This is a genomic window from Leptolyngbya sp. AN02str (genome assembly GCF_050565595.1).
Lineage (GTDB): Bacteria > Cyanobacteriota > Cyanobacteriia > Elainellales > Elainellaceae > Kaiparowitsia.
In genome coordinates this window covers 59,764-76,635 of the sequence record NZ_JBNXVR010000024.1, presented here as the reverse complement: position 1 = coordinate 76,635, position 16,872 = coordinate 59,764, and the positions used below count along the sequence as shown (strand labels likewise).

The window sequence follows — 16,872 nt, the reverse complement described above, 5'->3', positions numbered from 1 at the left end:
GTTTTTCGGATGACGTGTGTAAGCCCTAACAGATTTGTCCTGTGGATTGACGTGTGTGCAATGCGCATCCAACTCTTATGAGGCGATGGATTGCCGAATCAGCGTGGCAAGCTGTTGGGCACTGTCGGCGATCGCCAATTTGGCAGTCGCCGTTCGCAGTTGGGCCAGTTCTTCTGGGCTGTTTAGCAGGCGCACCACTTCGGCATTGAGTCGCTCGGGGGTGAGGTCGGTCTGTTGGTGCAGGTAGGCGGCTCCAGCATCGGCAAAGACCTGCGCGTTGTAGGTTTGGTGATCTTCTGCCGCAAAGGGATAGGGAATGAGAATGGAAGGAAGCTGGGCGATCGCCAGTTCGGTCAAGGTTCCAGCCCCCGATCGGCTAATGGCCAGAGTTGCCCGCCACAGCAGTGCCGCCATATTGTCAAAAAAAGGCAGCGCCAAGTAGTGGGGATGGGTAAATGACTTGACATCGGGATCGTTGTCGCCAGTCAAATGCACAATCCATGCGCCAGCCTCAATCCAGGTAGGCGCGCACTGCCGCACCAATCGGTTTACGGCCACGGCACCCTGACTGCCCCCCACCACCACAATCACCGGAACATCCTCGGGAATGGGCAAGTTCAACGGCGGCAGGGCTTCAGGATTCGCCAGGAAGGGCGATCTCACTGGAGTTCCCACACAAACCGTTTTAGCCTTTGGCAAATACTTCGCCGCCGCATCAAACCCGAGCGCTACTGTACTGCACCACGGGCTCAACAGCCGAGTTACTTTTCCTGGCAAGGCATTAGATTCGTGCAAGATGGCAGGTAACCCTAGCGATCGCGCCGCAATAATTGCAGGAGCCGCAATGTAGCCCCCGGTGGTAAACACCCCCTGAAACTTTTCCTGTTGCAACAGCCGTCTCACTTGCCAGATAGAGCGGACCAATCGGCTCAAAATTCGCAGCGTTCCCAGACCCAATTTTTGCTGAAAGCCCTCCACTGGGATCGTATGAAGTGGGTATTGACTGGGAACGAGTCGCGTTTCCAACCGATCGGGCACTCCCAACCACTCAATCGCCACATCGCTGAGCGCATCGGCTGTGGCGATCGCCGGAAACAGATGTCCCCCCGTACCGCTAGCTGCAATGAGGAGTTTGGTGTTTGGGGCAATGTCCCGATTCTTTGATTCCGTCACGTTTCACCCTTTCCAGGCTATAGAGACACAACCTTTGGAAACCCGTTGGCACAGCAGCCTGCCGCCACCGTTTCCCAAAAAAGTTGCAACTTTCCTAGAACATTCGCCTCGATCCGTTACCCTAGTAGGGGCTGTGCTCCGTCGTGGTTCACGTTCTTTCAACCTCTTATCCTATGCGTAAAATGCTCCGCCGTATCACCTCAATCTCCCAAAGCCAAGCCAACACACCGACCGTGCGCCGCCGTGCATCGCATCGAATGCTGGCATCTTCGGTATTGGCTGGGCTGATACTGAGCATTGCACCCAGTGTAGTGGCCCAAACTCGCTCCACGCCCACTGCGCCTAGTGTTGCTCCTGCTACCGATGCCCCTGCGGAACTGGTGCGTCTGGTGAATGAACTGGATACCCTGGCCAGCCGCGAAGATAGCCGCAGTCTCATGCGCTTGGTGAGCCGCAATTTCACCCACTCCGATGGGCTAACCTATGACACCCTATCCGAAGCGCTGCAACTCTTTTGGGAGCGCTACGACCAGCTCAACTATCGCACCACCATTACCGCCTGGCAGCAAGAGGGGGACACCTGGACTGCCGAAACGGCGACGCGGGTTACAGGTGTACAAAAAACACGACAGCGCGAATTTCGCCTTAGCTCTACCGTAACCTCGCGCCAAACCTATCAAAACGGGCAACTGCTGAGCCAAGAAATTTTGACCGAAGAAAACCAGGTAACCAGCGGCACCAATGCGCCCAATGTGGCGGTGCAGGCTCCCAGCCAAATTCGCACGGCTGCACCGTATGGGTTTGACGTGATTGTGGATGAGCCTCTGGGCGATCGCCAACTGTTGGGCACTGCGATTGAAGAAGGGGCCGATGTGAATGGCTACCTCAACAACTCCGCAATTATGCTCGATTTGCTCAATGCTGGCGGCTTGTTCAAAACTGGACGCGCCCCAGCTCTACCGAGCGATCGCTGGCTATCGGGCATTATCGTTCGTGAAGACGGAATTACCATGGTGACACGCCGCCTGCGCGCAACCCAATAAGTCCCCCGTTACCGGATGAAGCGTTCACGCACGAAACCGAGTGGAGCGATCGCTCCACTCGGTTTCGTATGGCGTGTGCGGTTTTGTATGGCGATCGCGCTTCTATCTTCCTCTCTCAGTGAAGCCCAAACATCAGGCCAAATACTGGTACACCAGGTCAGCGATCCGTTCTGAGGCATGGCCGTCGCCAAAGGGGTTAATGGCATTGGCCATTGCTCCATAGGCTGCTGGGTCAGCCAGCAGTTGGCTGGCCGCATTTACCACCGTTTCTGGAGCGGTGCCCACCAACTTGGCTGTACCCGCCGTCACCGCTTCAGGACGTTCGGTTGTTTCGCGCAACACCAGCACTGGCTTACCCAGGCTTGGCGCTTCTTCTTGCAAACCACCCGAATCGGTGAGCAACAGGTAACTGCGCTGCATGGCTCCCACCAACTCCGCATAGTCCAACGGCTCTGTTAAAAAGACCCGAGGATGCTGACCCAGGCGATCGCGCAGGGGATCGCGCACTGTTGGGTTGCGGTGCAACGGCAACAGCAGCGCTGTATCGGGAAACTTGTCCAAAATTTGCAAAAAGCTGGTAGCAATGTCTTGTAGTGGCTCGCCCCAGTTTTCGCGACGGTGTACCGTGGCCAACAGTACCCGATACTGGTTCCAGTCCAACCCGGCAATTGGGCAGTCGGGCTGCTTGGCCGCTACCGACAGCAGCGCATCAATCACCGTATTCCCCGTGAGGTGAGTAGCACCCACAACATTGGATGCCTTGAGGTGCGCCATGGCCTGCTCGGTTGGCGCAAAGTTGAGCTGCGCGACTTGAGAGATCAACCGACGGTTTGCCTCTTCGGGATAGGGATTGAAGAGATCATCGGTGCGCAATCCCGCCTCGACGTGCCCAACCGGAATTTGATGGTAGAAGGCGGCGATCGCGGCTGCAAAGGCTGTCGTTGTATCCCCCTGTACCAACACCATTTGCGGCTGTAGCTGCTGGAATAACCCATCCAATCCCTGCAAACTCCGGCAGGTAATATCCGTGAGCGTTTGCTTTGCCTGCATGATGTCCAAGTCATGGTCTGCCGTAATGCCAAACAGATCCATCACCTGCGTCACCATTTCGCGATGCTGCCCAGTCAACACCACCTGCGTTTCAAATCGCGAATCCTGCCGAAATCGCTGAATGACTGGAGCAAGTTTAATGGCCTCGGGACGAGTTCCCAAAATAATGCAAACGCGGAAGGACGACTGAACCATGAATGTTTTGCGTAATCACTCAAAAGGAAAGCGGCTATGCAGCCGCTCATTCATCCTACTGTAGTGCCACACCAGAAACCGCAGCTGTGCCCAAACAGATTGGGCGATCGCCAACTGAGCCCCAACGCGTTCCGCCTCAACCCGTAAACACCTCTGGCATCTAGGAACCCCGGTGGGTTACCCATTGGGGTACTTTGCCGGAAATTTTTCCAGATTTTTGCATAACGCCTCCTCTTACACCCGATAGCTCTTTAGAGGGACACAGGCAAGCAAACCACTCCGGTGACCCCTCCCACGAAACAACCCCCTATTTCTGGAAGTAACAAACCATGGCTATTCTCTCTGGTAACGCCTTCAACAACCTGCTCGACGCCATCAGCTACGGCAACAGCAACGACACCCTCTACGGATATGGCGGCAACGACACCCTCTACGGCTGGAACGGCAACGACAAAATCTACGCTGGCACCGGCAATGACTATGCCTATGGTGAAGCGGGCAACGACTACATCGATGGCTGGTATGGCAACGACTACATCTCAGGTGGTTCTGGCAACGATACCCTGTTGGGCTACTACGGCAACGACACCATCTACGGTGGCAGCGGCACCGACAAAATCTTTGGAGAAGCGGGTAACGATGTGATGCATGGCGGCGGCTATGGCAACAACTCCTACGAGTACGACGAGATGACGGGTGGAGCCGGAGCCGACACGTTTGTGGTGGGCGATGCCTATGGCAACTTCTACAAGGGAGCCGGGTATGCGATTATCAAAGACTTCAACTATGCCGAAGGCGACAAGGTGAAGCTGAACCTGAGCCAGTACGAGGTGAAGGACGTGTCTTACTATGGTGTGGGCAGCAGCGCTTTGGATACGGTGATCTACCACAAGGGCACAACCGATGTGGTGGCGGTCATCCAAGACAAGGCAGGTGCAGCGGTCATTCCCTCCCTCGACTTCGTCTCCGCCTAATGGTTTAGAAGCACCGTGAGTCACTTGAATTGATTGGATAAAGAGGACGGGGTAACCCCGTCCTCTTTCTTGTGGGATGTCAGCTGTGGGGCTTCTGGTGATATAAGCTGCTGAGTTTTAGGCGTAAGTCTTAAGCGTTCTGATGCCTTTAGGAGCGCTGACGTAGAATGAATTCGGCGATCGCCATATCAATCGGCGTCGTCACCTTCAGGTTCGTTTCCTCTCCAGGCACAATCGTGACCGGAAGTTCGCACTGTTCAAACAACATGGCATCATCCGTGACTTCCCAGCCCTGGCGTACCCCCTCGGCATGGCAAACCAGCAGCTTTTGCACATCAAAGCCCTGGGGCGTTTGGGCTGCCCATAGTTGACTGCGATCCGGCGTAGAAGCTACCACATCCGAATGGGGGGCTACCACCTTGATCGTGTCCTTGACGGGAATCGCCGCCACCAGGCCAGGGCAAGTTTGCAGTGCCGCCGTACAGCGATCGAACAGCTCTGGCGTGGCGAGGCACCGCGCGCCATCGTGAATGAGCACCTGTCCGGCTTCGGGTGGCAACCCTTTCAAGCCGTTGTAGACCGACTCTTGCCGGGTTGTTCCACCCGCAATCCAGTGCACGGGCTTTTGCAAATTGAGTCCAGATGCGATCGCCTTGAGATCTGGCCAATCGCTCGGCTGGGCAATGATCCCAATCCACTCAATGGTGGTAGCAGCATCGGCGGCTTTCAGTGTCCAGGCAATGACCGACTGGCCGAGTAATGGCAGCAATAGCTTGTTGCGATCGCTCCCCATTCGCTTACCTGAACCAGCCGCCGGAATCAACAAATGCACAACGTTACCTCGTTCTTGCGCTCAAATGAGATGCGCACCGAGCCGCCTCTCAATGTCCTACCAAACGTCTTATCTGCAATGACCTGTGACGGTCCCCTCCTCCAGCTCAAGGGTATCGCGCACATGCTCTCCATCATGGTAAGCCGCCAGCAGCACCTCACTCGTTTTGCCCCAGGCAATCATCCCTGTGCGGTCAATGCCAATTGCGCCAAAGTCCCGGCGATTGGTCTCCGCCTCGATAAAGGAACGCTCAAAGGCCAAGGGCAGCGACAGGCCATCCGTTACGCGAATCACAATGCGCGGAGCCAAACACTCTTCCAAAATATCTTCGCCAATGCCCGTGCAGCTAATGCCCGCATGGTGGGTGGCGTAGTTTCCGGCAGGAGTGGCGGAATCGCTCACCCGGCCAATTCGCTCAAATCCCTTGCCCCCGGTCGAGGTGCCTGCGGCAATGCGGCCTTCTCCATCCAGAGCCACCACGCCAACGGTGCCACGACCCGCTTCGGTGAGCAATTCTTTTTCGGCTACCACACCCGCCATTTCGCGATGAAAGTTGCCGTGGCGTTCTTGAATCCACTCTTGCAGTCGAATTTCAGTTAACGGATCATGGGGCGGAATCTTGAGTTCGCGCACTAGCTCCGCCGCGCCATAGTCGGACAGGATGCGATCGGGGGAGTCTTGCAGAAACAGGGCGAGGTCGATTGGGTTTTTGATGCGGCCAACATTGATGACCCCGCTGAACTTTTGGTTGGGGCCACTCATCAGCGAGGCACTCATGCGAATTTGCCCATCCGACTGAAGTACTGAACCGGTGCCTGCATTGAACCGGGGATCGTCTTCCAACAGTTGGCAACCGCGCACAACGGCGGTTTCGGCACTGGCCCCAGCCATGAGCAATCCATAGACTTCTTCAATGACGCGGTAGAGCGATCGCCGCACAGCCTCTTCGCCCCCTTTGCCCTTAAGCGAGCTTCCGGCTCCACCATGAATAATCAGCTTTGGCTGAATCTGACCCGGTAGCATAATGTCTGGCTCCTGAAATGTGGAATAAAAGATGGATTCGATGCGCGGTTGCTGCTGACTCGGCCTAGCTTGCAGATAGGCCACCCTGTAACCGCGACAAAAGGCGTGATTCGGTGCGGTTACCCAATCGTGAATGTGGGCTGTGCTGCTGTGTTCTCCAGTAAACACAGCTTCCCATTATCCGATGAAAAGGTAGAGATGAATGAGTGGGCGTGGGTACAAAGCGCACCATGAGCGCCCAAACTCTGGCTTTAGGTATCGGGAGAGCTGGAGCGATCTTGAGCCTGCGATCGCCGTCTTCGACAGCGTTCCGAGCAGTATTTCACTTCGTCCCAACAGTCTGCCCATTTTTTGCGCCAGGTAAACGGGCGATCGCACACTGGGCATTGCTTGGTTGGCAAGTCAGATTTAGAAACATTCCGTGGCATGCGGCGCAAACGATACAGATTAGATCTAGCGGTAGAGACCGCAATCCTCTATTCTGCACTGGCGGATTGGATTTGTGGAGAGGCATGGACGGGGTAAGGCAAATTCGGGTGGTGCTGGTGGAGCCTGCGGGACCGCTGAATGTGGGCTCTGTGGCACGGGTGATGAAAAATATGGGTTTGCAACAGCTGGTGCTGGTGAATCCCCAATGCGATCCGCTAGGGGAGGACGCGCGGCGCATGGCCGTGCATGGACATGATGTGCTGGAAGCAGCCCAAATTGTTCCCTCGCTGGCGATCGCCCTGGCCGATTGCCGTCGGGTGGTGGCGACTACGGGGCGCGATCGCTCCAGCCTGAATCTGCCCCTTGATTCACCTCGAACCGGATTGCCCTGGCTGCTGGCACCGGGCGCTACCACCGGGGCGATTGTCTTTGGTCGCGAGGACAGCGGCCTCACCAACGAAGAGCTAAATTTGGCGCAGCGTTGGGTGCAAATTCCCGTTAGCGATGTCTATCCCTCCATGAATTTGGCCCAGGCGGTTGGCGTGTGCTGCTACGAGCTGCGGTTGGCGTGCATTCCCGTTGCTCCATCCACCTGTGCAACGGTGAGCCCCGTTGACAGTTTGCCAGATTGGAGCCAAGCTGCCGATTTGGCCCCCCGCGAACAGCTTGAAGGCTTCTATTTAGATTTGCAAGATTTGCTGCTGAGTATTGGATACCTATATCCCCACACGGCCAGCCAGCGCATGGAAAAGATTCGCCAACTCTACAACCGGGCTTACCCGACCGAAAATGATGTGGCACTGCTGCGGGGCATGGTGCGGCAAATGCGCTGGGCGGCAAATCAAGCTGAACCTTCGGCCGATCGCCTTCCTGGGGATCGCAACACATAGCAGAGCGATCGCCCTGTCGCATTCCAATAACGCTAGATTTAGTGATCAATCCTTGCAGAATGACATATAACGTTATGAAGCAAATTTCTCTAGATAGACTAGAGTTCTAAGGAATGAACGTTGACCGTGGGTGGATTGAGCTGATTTGGAATACGGACACATCGTGTCGATTCGTGGTATTTGAACAGCATTCGATGAACAGCTTGATGATTCATCCGTTAAATGCGAGGTTGCAGAGCATGGCTCGGCGGGTAGAGAGGTTTGGTGCATTCTTTGTGCAGTGTTGGAGGTGGAGTTAATGTTTGGTTCGGGTAAGCCTTCACGTTCGTCGCGTCGTCGTCGCTCTAGCCGTGCGCGGACGGTTGTGCCGCGCCGCCCAGATGCCACCAGTTCCGCTGAGGCCACTCGCGGTGGCCTGGTTCGCTGGGAGCCGCCCACTGGCAATCCTGATCGCTCCAGCACAGGTCGCCCCAACTTGCCTGCCAATGCCTCTGCTAAGTTGGTGCGTCGTAGCGATCGCACAGTGCGTGACCCCTATGCGCCCAATGCCCGCCTCAATCTGCGCCGAATGGTGAACGATCGCACCAAAGAAGGTAAGTCGCGAGAGGGTGGGTTTCAGGAGCGATCGCGCGAGACAGGTTGGGGAACTCCGCTACGGCGTGAGCCAAGGATGCCCGCTGTTGGCCGGGGGGAATCTCTTCGCCGTCGCCTAAGTTCCGATGCTCCTGGCTCCCTAAGTCGGCCTCGCCCCATTCAAACCATTCCCGTGCAGGCACGACCTGTACGCTCATCGCACCCGCTGGCGCTAGCGTCTGAGTCTACCTCCAACTCGCACTCGCACAAGTCCACCAAGGCCCGCCGTACACGCCGCAAACCCCAGGCTCCTCCCTCACCGCTGTTATACATTACCCGGCTCATTATTTTGGGTGTGGGTGTGGGGGCGATCGCCGGCACGACTCTTTCCATCCTCAATCCCAAAAGCGTGAGCCACTCTGCCGCAGAAGCCTCGGTTGCAGACGCCAGCACCGAACAGTCGTTGATGGGGCAGGGCGGTGGAGCCGACGCCTTAAGCCGTTTGGCCACCGCCAGCATGACCTTGCGCCCTGGCCAACCGCTCTCGGCCATTACGCCCTCGCTCCAATCGCTTGTGGCCCAGGCGACGGGGCTCAATGCGGGTGTCTTTTTAATGGATATCGACGACAACAGCTATGTCGATATCAATGGCTCTGCCGTTTTAGCCGCAGCCAGCACCATCAAAGTCCCCGTTTTGGTGGCCTTTTTGCAAGATGTGGATGCGGGCAAAGTGCGGCTGGATGAAATGCTGACGATGAAGGAAAGCGACCTGGCCGAAGGCTCGGGCGAGTTCCAGTATCTCGCCATGGGTTCGCAGTTTACTGCGCTAGAGGTGGCCACCAAAATGATCACCATTAGCGACAACACCGCCACCAACATGATCATTGATCGGCTGGGTGGCGCAGAGGCGCTTAATCAGCGCTTTCGGGGCTGGGGCTTAATCAACACTGTGATCAAAAATCCCCTGGCGGATTTAGCAGGCACCAACACCACCAGCGCCAAAGATTTGTCGATGCTGCTGGCGTCGGTGAGCCAGGGTGAGCTGCTGTCGCTCAAATCGCGCGATCGCCTACTGGAGATTATGCGCGGCACCGTCACCAACAGCATGATTCCGGCTGGAGTGGGCGAAGAAGCGACGGTTGCCCATAAAACAGGCACCATTAGTGAAATGGTGGGCGATACGGGCGTTGTGGACTTGCCCAATGGCAAGCGCTACGTCATTACTGTGTTGGTGCAGCGGCCTGCTGGCGATGATCGGGGCCAAGAGCTGGTACGGCAAGTCTCGCGTATGGTGTATGGCTTCTTTAGCCAGCCGCAAAGCCTAAACGCACCGGGTTCAGCGTTAACCGCCCCACCCATCGACGCAACTCAGCCCGATAACACTGAGGAAATCCGCTGAACGTCGCGAAGGCTTTGGGCTTCCATCCCAAGGGCCAAAGCCTTCCCAGGAATGGGTGTTAAACCAGCGATTCCAAATCCAGAGCTTGGGCAGCCTCGGCTTCGGCGCGATCGAGCTCATCCAAAATGCCCCATAGATGTTGCAGCATGGGTTCCATGCCAATTTGAGCAACCGCAGACACTTTGAAGATGGGATCGGGGGTGAGTTGGCGAAGCTGTTGAACGATCGCCTCGACTGCATCGGGATCAGAGGTGAGGGCATCGATCTTGTTCAGGCCAATAATTTGGGGGCGATCGCTCAACCCACGCCCATAGGCCGACAGCTCTGCCTGAATCGTTTGAAAAGCGGCAATCGGATCTTCCTGGGTGGCATCAATTAGATGCAGCAGCACCCGAGTTCGCTCAATGTGGCGCAAAAAATCGTGCCCCAGGCCCAACCCCGCATGGGCACCCTCAATCAGTCCAGGAATGTCGGCAAAGACCGTGCCATCTCCTGTGGGTTTGCGAACCACTCCCAGGTTGGGCACCAGCGTGGTAAAGGGATAGTCGGCAATTTTGGGCCGTGCTGCCGACAGCGCTGAAATGAGCGTGGATTTGCCAGCATTGGGCAAGCCGATAATGCCCACCTCAGCCAGTAGCTTCAGCTCCAGGCGCAGCAAACGATTTTCGCCAGGAAGCCCAGGGAGGGCCTTTTCGGGAGCGCGGTTGTGGTTACTGAGGAAGTGACGGTTGCCCAGCCCACCCTTGCCGCCTTTGGCCACCATTAGCGATTGCCCAGCCTCGACCAGATCTCCCAATAGTTCGTTAGTTTCAGCATCGTAAACCATGGTGCCGCAGGGAACTTGAATGTGGCGATCGCTCCCCGAAGCTCCCGTCATATTTTTGGGGCCGCCCCGTTGTCCACTTTCTGCCTTAAAAATGTGAGCGTATTTAAAGTCCAGCAGCGTTTGTAGGTTGGAAGCTGCCACCAGGTAGACAGAACCACCATGGCCCCCATTACCACCCGCTGGGCCACCCGCAGGCACATACTTTTCACGACGAAAGGCTACCATGCCATCGCCACCATCGCCTGCCAATACTTCAACTTCTACCTGGTCAATAAACTGCATGACTGCACACAAAACTTACCTCTTTGATGGTAGGCGATCGCGCAAACGATCGGCGTAGAGAATCCGATCGGGCTTCAGCAAACGTTTGTTTTAAATAGCCGAATCGCCCATTGTTGTGTCGTGCATGCGCAACAATGGGCGATTCTGAGGGTTACTTCAAAAAGATTCTTAACCGAAACTGCCATTAAGCAAGATAAGACTTCGCCCTTTGTGCAAAACCTATCTGCAAAACCTGAAACGTTAAAACTCTAGTTAGGGTAAATTCCGACAGAATTTACCCTAACCAGCAGAATTTAAATAACCCTAGGAACAGGCGCCTAGATTGCTGCCTACACCACCAGATCCCGACTCCGATAACCACCCCAAGGCTGTTGAAGGCGCGTCATATACATACAGCCAGCGGCGACCATCCGATGTGGTTTGGCGCTGTGGTGGATTGCCTGCATACACGCGCGTTCCGCGCACTACTGTGGCGCGGTAGTCGCCATAGGGCGCAGTTCGCACCTGCAATGCATCGGCCAACACTTGATAGCACTGCCCAGGGTTGCTAGTGACAGGCCCCGCATCACAGTTCGTTAGCAGGGTTGCCGAGGGCACCCAGCCTGCAACAGGCTCACGAATTTGGGCTACACCTGGAGCCAGCACACCGCTCAAAACAATGCGGGTGTAAGGCTGAATTTGGCGCAAAGGACGGGTTTGGCGGCTATCCAGCGTAACGTTGAGGACAGAAGCACCGCTGGAACGGCAGGTGTTGACATAGGAGGGCCGCTCCGACACGGGAATATCTCCCGTTTGCTGGGCGACTTCAAAAGATTCTGTTGCAGGGGCGATCGCCGCTTCGGGTGCAAAGTCAGAACTGAGGGCGGGCAGCGCAGGCACCACACCCAGCGCAACAGAAAAGAGGGCACAAAGCTGTTTTTTCATAGGGCTCATTGCTTATCGGTACAACATCAACAACGTTCTGATAGCAGCTCCAGAACTGTCGCGATTGGGCCAACACGTGCCATGTGCCGTGGGCCAAGCTCTAGCCAGGCGGTAACGCATAACAAATTGCCCCAATACAACTTGGGCATCCAATTGGGCATCCAAACTAAGGAGTGATGCTCAAAAATCAGAACGCTCTCGACCGGAATGTAGCACGCGCATCTTTATGAGCAACGTTGATTAAATAATGTTTTCCAGATTTGACGGTGCTTGTTACAGATGGGTTTACACTCACCCAACGGTAGGAAGCTACAGCCGCGACAGATTTTTATGCTTAGGGCTGACTAGTACTCTGCCACGCGGGTTTTGATAGGTTGCGAACCTATCAAAACCGCATAAATCACCATTTTCGGGGTTTTGCAGCCTGTCAAAATACTAGTTTTGTGGGTGGTGTTTGACGGGTAATGAGCAGAATGAACCAACCTGAACTGAGGTTGTCACTGCATTCCCAGAGATTTCTCAATCGAAATCCCGCCTGAATCTCGCCTGAATCCTGCTCGAAGCCACCCCTGTTTGCGGCAGGACTCAAGCACGTGGTGCCCTGTCCTAAATTTTTTGGAGGGTTTGGGGCGTCGCGTCCGAAACACCATCTACCTGTGTGAGCCCCAATACGGAATGGAACGATGAACCGAGCGAAACAGACTGTCGCCATGCTGATTGTGTGTCAGGCTTTGGCTGCTACAAGCATGACCTTGCTCTTTACGGTGGCGGCCCTGGTGGGGCGCGAACTGTCTGCCAATCCGGCTTTGGCGACGCTGCCGCTGGCGCTGCTACAGCTTGCCGTGATGGCGGCAACGATTCCTGCTTCGCTGTTGATGCAGCGAGTGGGGCGATCGCTCGGGTTTGGGGTGGGGACTGTCATTGGGATGGTGGGCGCAGGGTTGGGAGCGATCGCCATTTTTGTCAAAAGCTTTCCGCTATTTTGCTTGGCGACGGTGCTAGTTGGTGTGTTTAACGGATTTTCAGGCTTTTACCGCTTTGCCGCTGCCGATGCTGCCGAAGATTCGTTTCGGGCGCAGGCGATTTCGCTAGTTGTAGCTGGCGGAGTTGTAGCAGCGGTCTTAGGGCCCAATCTGGCCAATGTTTCCAAAGACTGGTTTCCGAATGCGGCGTTTGTCGGCTCCTTTTTGGCGATTGTGGTGCTGCAACTGCTGGCCCTGCCGCTGCTGGCCCTCGTCAAGATTCCTCAACCGTTGCCCAGCGAACAGCAAACCATTGGGCGATCGCTCTCACAAATTTCCCAACAGCCAACCTTTCGCGTGGCGGTATTGGGCAGCATGGTGGGCTATGGGGTGATGGCCTTGCTGATGACGGCAACTCCATTGGCCATGGTGGCGATTGCCCATCCGTTTCACTCTGCTGCTTCGGTCATTCAGTGGCATGTGCTGGGTATGTTTGCCCCATCCTTTTTCACCGGATTTTTGATTGCCCGGTTTGGCGTGCTTACCATTGTGCTGTGCGGCGTATTGCTCAATCTGGCCTGTGTTGGCATTAACTTGGCGGGTACCAGTGTGGAGCATTTTCACATTGCGCTCACGCTGCTGGGGCTTGGTTGGAACTTTATGTTTGTGGGCTCCAGCACGCTGCTCACCGAAACCTACATCCCAACCGAAGAAGCCAAAACCCAGGCAATGCACGACTTTTTGATGATGGGCTTTGTGGCGCTATCAACCTTTTTATCGGGGCAATTGCTGGAGCAATTGGGCTGGGGAGCTGTGAACCTGGCCAGCCTGCCGCTGCTGCTTGCGGTGCTGGTGGCAGTGCTATGGTTAATGCGATCGCGCCTTCGGTCCACCGTGCGATCGCCCCTATCCCGCTCTGCTCGTTGACCTTCCACCTCACCCCGATTCGCTATGCCTCTCGAATTTGCAACCGAAACCCAAGCCCACACCTACGACAAGGTGAAGGACTACCTCAACAAGTCCAACCTGTTTAAGGACACAATGCGCACCGCAGCTGATGAGCCACGCTTTCACCTCACCTATGGCTCGGCCCATGTGGATGTGGAAATTTTGGATTGGGAAGTGCATCCCTGGGAGGAACGGGAACTAACCATCGTGAAGGCATGGAGCTGCGTGACGATAGGCAGCCAGATGTCGGCTGAACTGATGGAGTTTTTGCTAAACGAAAACCATCGCATGCGGTTTGGAGCCTTTCAATTGGGCAAGCAGGGCGAGATCTTTTTTGCTCACAGCGTCTTGGGTGGCGAGAGTATGGACCTGATGGAGCTACAAACCTGCATTTTGTCAGTGGTGACCATTGCCGACACCTACGACGACCTCATTACCCAAAAGTTTGGTGGTCAGCGGGCGTGTGATCGTCCGCTGGACTAAAGGGAATTGAAAGAGTTTATCCAAAACTGATGCTAGTGGATTGCCCGCCCCATGAGTTGGGTACTTTTCTGTTCCAAAATTTGGCTTACTGCCGCTGCCCAGCCTTTGGAATAGGCATAGGGTGCGATCGCCCAGTTTTTGCCCAGCAATCCGGGATGGGGACCGTTTCGACCCGGCACAATAATCGGAACATCCACCGCACCCAGCAATCCCAAATCATTGGGACTGTTGCCTAGGCCAATGGTGGTAACCGCGCCGGAGCTGGAGCCACTTGTGGCATTGGCACGCATATTGGCAGAATAGCGTTCAGTCAAGGCTTTTACGGCTTCTCCTTTGCCCGCTTGTTTCCCAATCAAATGGGAAAAGCGATCGCCCACCACCACACGAAACCCCAACTCTTCCACCGTTGCTTCCAAATGCTCAGGCTCAATATGCCGAGGCGTAATGAACGGTTCGGTAAAGTCGCGTGCCTGGGCGCGCGCCACATCGGCTAAGGGTAGACCTGTCATCTCTTGAATTTCGGCCTCGCTCAGGTCGGCAAACCCGCGTAGCTCGGTTCTTAATGCGTGCGACAACTGCTGCAAGCCCTCGCGGGCTTCGGCGTAGCTGCACCCCAACCGCAGCATGTGGTATTGATCCACCGCTTCCGCGTCGGCCAGTTGAAACCGCTCATCGCTGGCATCTGTAAAAATGCCACTGCCGTTTTCGACAACAAACGGTTCGCTCAGGTCGAGATGCTGGCGCAGCAATTCCACTTCCTGTCGAGTTTTACTGGTTACGGGAATAATGGGGATCTGCTGCTGTTTGAGCACGGTCAGCATCGGCTGTGCCGCTTCAAAACTGTAGTCATCGGCATCTAGCAGCGTGCCGTCTAAGTCGGTAAAAATGATAAACACTTCAATACCTTCTGAGATGGATAGCTAGGATTGTCAACACTTCAGCGCCGCTGAATGACCATCGACATCAACCGCAACATGAACTGCAACCATTTCTCTCTTGCAGTCGTCTTTGGGTTGGACCTGGATTCACCAGAACGATCGCGCCTGCTGGTTGGCAAATGGGTGTTGGCGATCGCTGTGTTGACAATCCCTGACATTGCACCACGATATGGTTCTTCATTTGGTGCGTTTAGACGTTATTGGATAGATTTTTCACCCTTTTGTCTGTAGCGTAGCCAACTATTTTTAACCGTAAATAGAGTCAGCCAGCCAAACAAGCGTGCACCGCGATCGCCCAAATGGGCTGTCCAGTAGACGAACTGGGTTTCGTAGCTGGTTTTGTGCCAGCCGGATACTTTGCCAGTTGATCCAGGTTTGCGATGGGTTCGATTCGGTTGGGTTTGCCTTCGTGCGTTTGATCCATTCAGCAATTTTTTTCAACGCTTTTCCATACTTCACCATGATCCACAACCAGCTCTCTCTCGTAAATCAAGCTAAAGAGGTATTACAACAAAACTGGACAGGCAAAGCCACCAAGCCTGCCCCACGCTTATATCCCCACCAGTGGAGTTGGGATTCGGCCTTTATTGCCATGGGGTATGCGCACTATCACCAAGAGCAAGCCATGCAAGAGCTGCGATCGCTGTTTCGTGGGCAGTGGAGCAACGGGCTGTTGCCCCATATTGTGTTTCGTCCTGGTTTGGTGGGAGCGTACTTTCCGGGTCCCGATTATTGGCAAACAGAGCGATCGCCTCATGCACCCCAAGCCGTCGCCACCTCAGGCATTGTGCAGCCTCCAGTTCATGCCACCGCTGCACTTCATATTTATCGCCACGCGACCGATCCCGCCCAGGCGCGAGCATTTTTGACCGAGCTGTTTCCCAAATTAGTGGCGTGGCACCAGTATCTGTATCGCGACCGCAACCCCGAAGGAAATGGGCTAGTGTATATCCGCCATCCGTGGGAATCGGGACAGGACAATTCGCCCCTGTGGGATGCCGTGATGGAGCGAATCTTGCCTGATCCCAGTGCAATCCCCGCCTATCAACGGGTCGATACTCACGAGGTGAATATCTCCAACCGACCCAGCAATCTGGATTACGATCGCTACGTTTACCTGATGGTAAAGGCGCGGCAGCATGACTACCACGAAACCAACCTGCGAGCCGATTGTCCCTTTATGGTGCAAGATGTGTTGTTCAATACGTTGCTGGTACAGTCCAGCCGCGATTTAGGGGCGATCGCCCAAATTTTGCATCACGACCCTGCACCTTATCTCAGCTGGGCCAACCAAACTGCCAACAGCCTCAACCACAAACTGTGGAACTCCCAACTAGGGCTTTACCAAAACTACGACCTTGTGGCTCAAACCCCCATCGCCGTGAAGGTTGCTGCCGGATTTTTGCCTCTGTATGCTCAAGTTCCTGATGCAACCCAGGCTGCAACGATGCTGGCTGCCATGCACTCCAGCGGATTTCGGTTTAACCAGGGCTGGATGATCCCCACCTGTAGCCGCCACGAAGCTGCGTTTTGCCATGAACGCTACTGGCGCGGCCCGGTGTGGATTAACCTGAACTGGCTACTGTGTCAGGGCTTACGGCACTATGGCTTTGTTCACGAAGCCGCAAATCTCAAAGCGGCATCCATTGAACTGGTGGAGCGGGCAGGCTTTCATGAATACTTTAGCCCGGTGACGGGCGAAGGGCTGGGCTCGGCCAACTTCTCCTGGACAGCGGCTTTGCTGCTTGATTTTCTCATGGAAGAATCGGCGGTTCGTCCACTCCAACGCCGCGCCTAGAGTCATGTCTGTGGGGGGCTGGCTGCGCAGACTTGAGGGTGTGCTTTTGGGACGTGCGAACGGGGCGAAAGCATGACCTTGGGAAGGCTATCTTTGCAGGGATTGGGCCGATTTTGGATGTCCGGTTCTG

At 55.4% G+C, this 16,872-nt stretch carries 18 protein-coding genes; 8 read left to right on the top strand and 10 right to left on the bottom strand.

Features of this window, described 5'->3' with window-relative positions; genetic code table 11:
* Positions 1 to 75: 75 nt before the first annotated feature.
* Positions 76 to 1,173, bottom strand: a complete 1,098-nt coding sequence (gene murG / locus ACQ4M4_RS17895; RefSeq protein WP_430685810.1) for an undecaprenyldiphospho-muramoylpentapeptide beta-N-acetylglucosaminyltransferase — start codon at positions 1,171 to 1,173, stop codon at positions 76 to 78.
* A 173-nt stretch (positions 1,174 to 1,346) separates the two neighbouring features.
* On the opposite strand from murG, the gene ACQ4M4_RS17890 reads away from it, so the two are divergent.
* On the top strand, positions 1,347 to 2,216 hold the full coding sequence (locus ACQ4M4_RS17890; protein WP_430685809.1) for a nuclear transport factor 2 family protein: 870 nt from the start codon (positions 1,347 to 1,349) through the stop codon (positions 2,214 to 2,216).
* Positions 2,217 to 2,348: 132 nt separating this feature from the next.
* On the opposite strand, the gene wecB is transcribed toward ACQ4M4_RS17890, so the two are convergent.
* Positions 2,349 to 3,461 (bottom strand): non-hydrolyzing UDP-N-acetylglucosamine 2-epimerase, encoded by a 1,113-nt coding sequence (gene wecB / locus ACQ4M4_RS17885; RefSeq protein WP_430685808.1) that lies wholly within the window; start codon positions 3,459 to 3,461, stop codon positions 2,349 to 2,351.
* A 2-nt stretch (positions 3,462 to 3,463) separates the two neighbouring features.
* Between wecB and ACQ4M4_RS17880 the strand changes: the two genes are divergently transcribed.
* Positions 3,464 to 3,625 carry a hypothetical protein gene (locus tag ACQ4M4_RS17880; RefSeq protein WP_430685807.1) on the top strand — a complete coding sequence of 54 codons (162 nt, stop codon included), beginning with the start codon at positions 3,464 to 3,466 and terminating at the stop codon, positions 3,623 to 3,625.
* A 165-nt stretch (positions 3,626 to 3,790) separates the two neighbouring features.
* A complete protein-coding gene (locus ACQ4M4_RS17875; protein ID WP_430682423.1) occupies positions 3,791 to 4,435 on the top strand; it encodes a calcium-binding protein in 645 nt (214 codons plus the stop codon).
* Positions 4,436 to 4,583: 148 nt separating this feature from the next.
* Here ACQ4M4_RS17875 and ispD read toward each other — a convergent pair whose 3' ends face one another.
* The 3 genes from ispD to ACQ4M4_RS17860 form a co-directional block, all read right to left on the bottom strand.
* Positions 4,584 to 5,267, bottom strand: coding sequence for a 2-C-methyl-D-erythritol 4-phosphate cytidylyltransferase (ispD, locus tag ACQ4M4_RS17870; protein WP_430685806.1), 684 nt, complete (start codon positions 5,265 to 5,267; stop codon positions 4,584 to 4,586).
* A 69-nt stretch (positions 5,268 to 5,336) separates the two neighbouring features.
* Positions 5,337 to 6,458: an isoaspartyl peptidase/L-asparaginase gene (locus ACQ4M4_RS17865; protein ID WP_430685805.1), complete on the bottom strand. Its 1,122-nt coding sequence runs from the start codon at positions 6,456 to 6,458 to the stop codon at positions 5,337 to 5,339.
* Positions 6,459 to 6,541: 83 nt separating this feature from the next.
* Positions 6,542 to 6,718: a DUF2256 domain-containing protein gene (locus tag ACQ4M4_RS17860; RefSeq protein WP_430685804.1), complete on the bottom strand. Its 177-nt coding sequence runs from the start codon at positions 6,716 to 6,718 to the stop codon at positions 6,542 to 6,544.
* Between the two features lie 84 nt (positions 6,719 to 6,802).
* On the opposite strand from ACQ4M4_RS17860, the gene ACQ4M4_RS17855 reads away from it, so the two are divergent.
* The gene (locus ACQ4M4_RS17855; protein ID WP_430685803.1) at positions 6,803 to 7,609 is read left to right on the top strand and encodes an RNA methyltransferase; all 807 of its coding nucleotides are present in this window, start codon (positions 6,803 to 6,805) and stop codon (positions 7,607 to 7,609) included.
* Positions 7,610 to 7,907: 298 nt separating this feature from the next.
* Complete coding sequence (locus tag ACQ4M4_RS17850; protein WP_430685823.1) at positions 7,908 to 9,581, top strand: serine hydrolase; 1,674 nt, start codon at positions 7,908 to 7,910, stop codon at positions 9,579 to 9,581.
* A gap of 58 nt (positions 9,582 to 9,639) precedes the next feature.
* Here ACQ4M4_RS17850 and obgE read toward each other — a convergent pair whose 3' ends face one another.
* Complete coding sequence (gene obgE / locus ACQ4M4_RS17845) at positions 9,640 to 10,689, bottom strand: GTPase ObgE (protein WP_430685802.1); 1,050 nt, start codon at positions 10,687 to 10,689, stop codon at positions 9,640 to 9,642.
* A 303-nt stretch (positions 10,690 to 10,992) separates the two neighbouring features.
* Complete coding sequence (locus ACQ4M4_RS17840; protein ID WP_430685801.1) at positions 10,993 to 11,613, bottom strand: hypothetical protein; 621 nt, start codon at positions 11,611 to 11,613, stop codon at positions 10,993 to 10,995.
* Between the two features lie 683 nt (positions 11,614 to 12,296).
* Here ACQ4M4_RS17840 and ACQ4M4_RS17835 point away from each other — a divergent pair.
* Positions 12,297 to 13,502 (top strand): MFS transporter, encoded by a 1,206-nt coding sequence (locus ACQ4M4_RS17835; protein ID WP_430685800.1) that lies wholly within the window; start codon positions 12,297 to 12,299, stop codon positions 13,500 to 13,502.
* Positions 13,503 to 13,526: 24 nt separating this feature from the next.
* Positions 13,527 to 14,006, top strand: a complete 480-nt coding sequence (locus tag ACQ4M4_RS17830) for a T3SS (YopN, CesT) and YbjN peptide-binding chaperone 1 (RefSeq protein ID WP_430685799.1) — start codon at positions 13,527 to 13,529, stop codon at positions 14,004 to 14,006.
* Positions 14,007 to 14,038: 32 nt separating this feature from the next.
* On the opposite strand, the gene ACQ4M4_RS17825 is transcribed toward ACQ4M4_RS17830, so the two are convergent.
* From ACQ4M4_RS17825 to ACQ4M4_RS17815, 3 genes are all read right to left on the bottom strand, one after another.
* Positions 14,039 to 14,902, bottom strand: coding sequence for an HAD-IIB family hydrolase (locus ACQ4M4_RS17825; RefSeq protein ID WP_430685798.1), 864 nt, complete (start codon positions 14,900 to 14,902; stop codon positions 14,039 to 14,041).
* 41 nt (positions 14,903 to 14,943) lie between these two features.
* The gene (locus ACQ4M4_RS17820) at positions 14,944 to 15,102 is read right to left on the bottom strand and encodes a hypothetical protein (protein ID WP_430685797.1); all 159 of its coding nucleotides are present in this window, start codon (positions 15,100 to 15,102) and stop codon (positions 14,944 to 14,946) included.
* A 104-nt stretch (positions 15,103 to 15,206) separates the two neighbouring features.
* A complete protein-coding gene (locus tag ACQ4M4_RS17815; protein ID WP_430685796.1) occupies positions 15,207 to 15,368 on the bottom strand; it encodes a hypothetical protein in 162 nt (53 codons plus the stop codon).
* Positions 15,369 to 15,404: 36 nt separating this feature from the next.
* On the opposite strand from ACQ4M4_RS17815, the gene ACQ4M4_RS17810 reads away from it, so the two are divergent.
* On the top strand, positions 15,405 to 16,742 hold the full coding sequence (locus ACQ4M4_RS17810) for an amylo-alpha-1,6-glucosidase (protein WP_430685795.1): 1,338 nt from the start codon (positions 15,405 to 15,407) through the stop codon (positions 16,740 to 16,742).
* Positions 16,743 to 16,872: the final 130 nt, after the last annotated feature.

Coding starts and splice junctions, on each gene's coding strand:
- ACQ4M4_RS17890 (WP_430685809.1), top strand. CDS start 1,347: ATGCGTAAAATGCTCCGCCGTATCACCTCAATCTCCCAAAGCCAAGCC.
- wecB (WP_430685808.1), bottom strand. CDS start 3,461: ATGGTTCAGTCGTCCTTCCGCGTTTGCATTATTTTGGGAACTCGTCCC.
- ACQ4M4_RS17880 (WP_430685807.1), top strand. CDS start 3,464: ATGTTTTGCGTAATCACTCAAAAGGAAAGCGGCTATGCAGCCGCTCAT.
- ACQ4M4_RS17875 (WP_430682423.1), top strand. CDS start 3,791: ATGGCTATTCTCTCTGGTAACGCCTTCAACAACCTGCTCGACGCCATC.
- ACQ4M4_RS17860 (WP_430685804.1), bottom strand. CDS start 6,718: ATGCCACGGAATGTTTCTAAATCTGACTTGCCAACCAAGCAATGCCCA.
- ACQ4M4_RS17855 (WP_430685803.1), top strand. CDS start 6,803: ATGGACGGGGTAAGGCAAATTCGGGTGGTGCTGGTGGAGCCTGCGGGA.
- ACQ4M4_RS17850 (WP_430685823.1), top strand. CDS start 7,908: ATGTTTGGTTCGGGTAAGCCTTCACGTTCGTCGCGTCGTCGTCGCTCT.
- obgE (WP_430685802.1), bottom strand. CDS start 10,689: ATGCAGTTTATTGACCAGGTAGAAGTTGAAGTATTGGCAGGCGATGGT.
- ACQ4M4_RS17840 (WP_430685801.1), bottom strand. CDS start 11,613: ATGAAAAAACAGCTTTGTGCCCTCTTTTCTGTTGCGCTGGGTGTGGTG.
- ACQ4M4_RS17835 (WP_430685800.1), top strand. CDS start 12,297: ATGAACCGAGCGAAACAGACTGTCGCCATGCTGATTGTGTGTCAGGCT.
- ACQ4M4_RS17830 (WP_430685799.1), top strand. CDS start 13,527: ATGCCTCTCGAATTTGCAACCGAAACCCAAGCCCACACCTACGACAAG.
- ACQ4M4_RS17820 (WP_430685797.1), bottom strand. CDS start 15,102: ATGTCAGGGATTGTCAACACAGCGATCGCCAACACCCATTTGCCAACC.
- ACQ4M4_RS17815 (WP_430685796.1), bottom strand. CDS start 15,368: ATGGATCAAACGCACGAAGGCAAACCCAACCGAATCGAACCCATCGCA.
- ACQ4M4_RS17810 (WP_430685795.1), top strand. CDS start 15,405: ATGATCCACAACCAGCTCTCTCTCGTAAATCAAGCTAAAGAGGTATTA.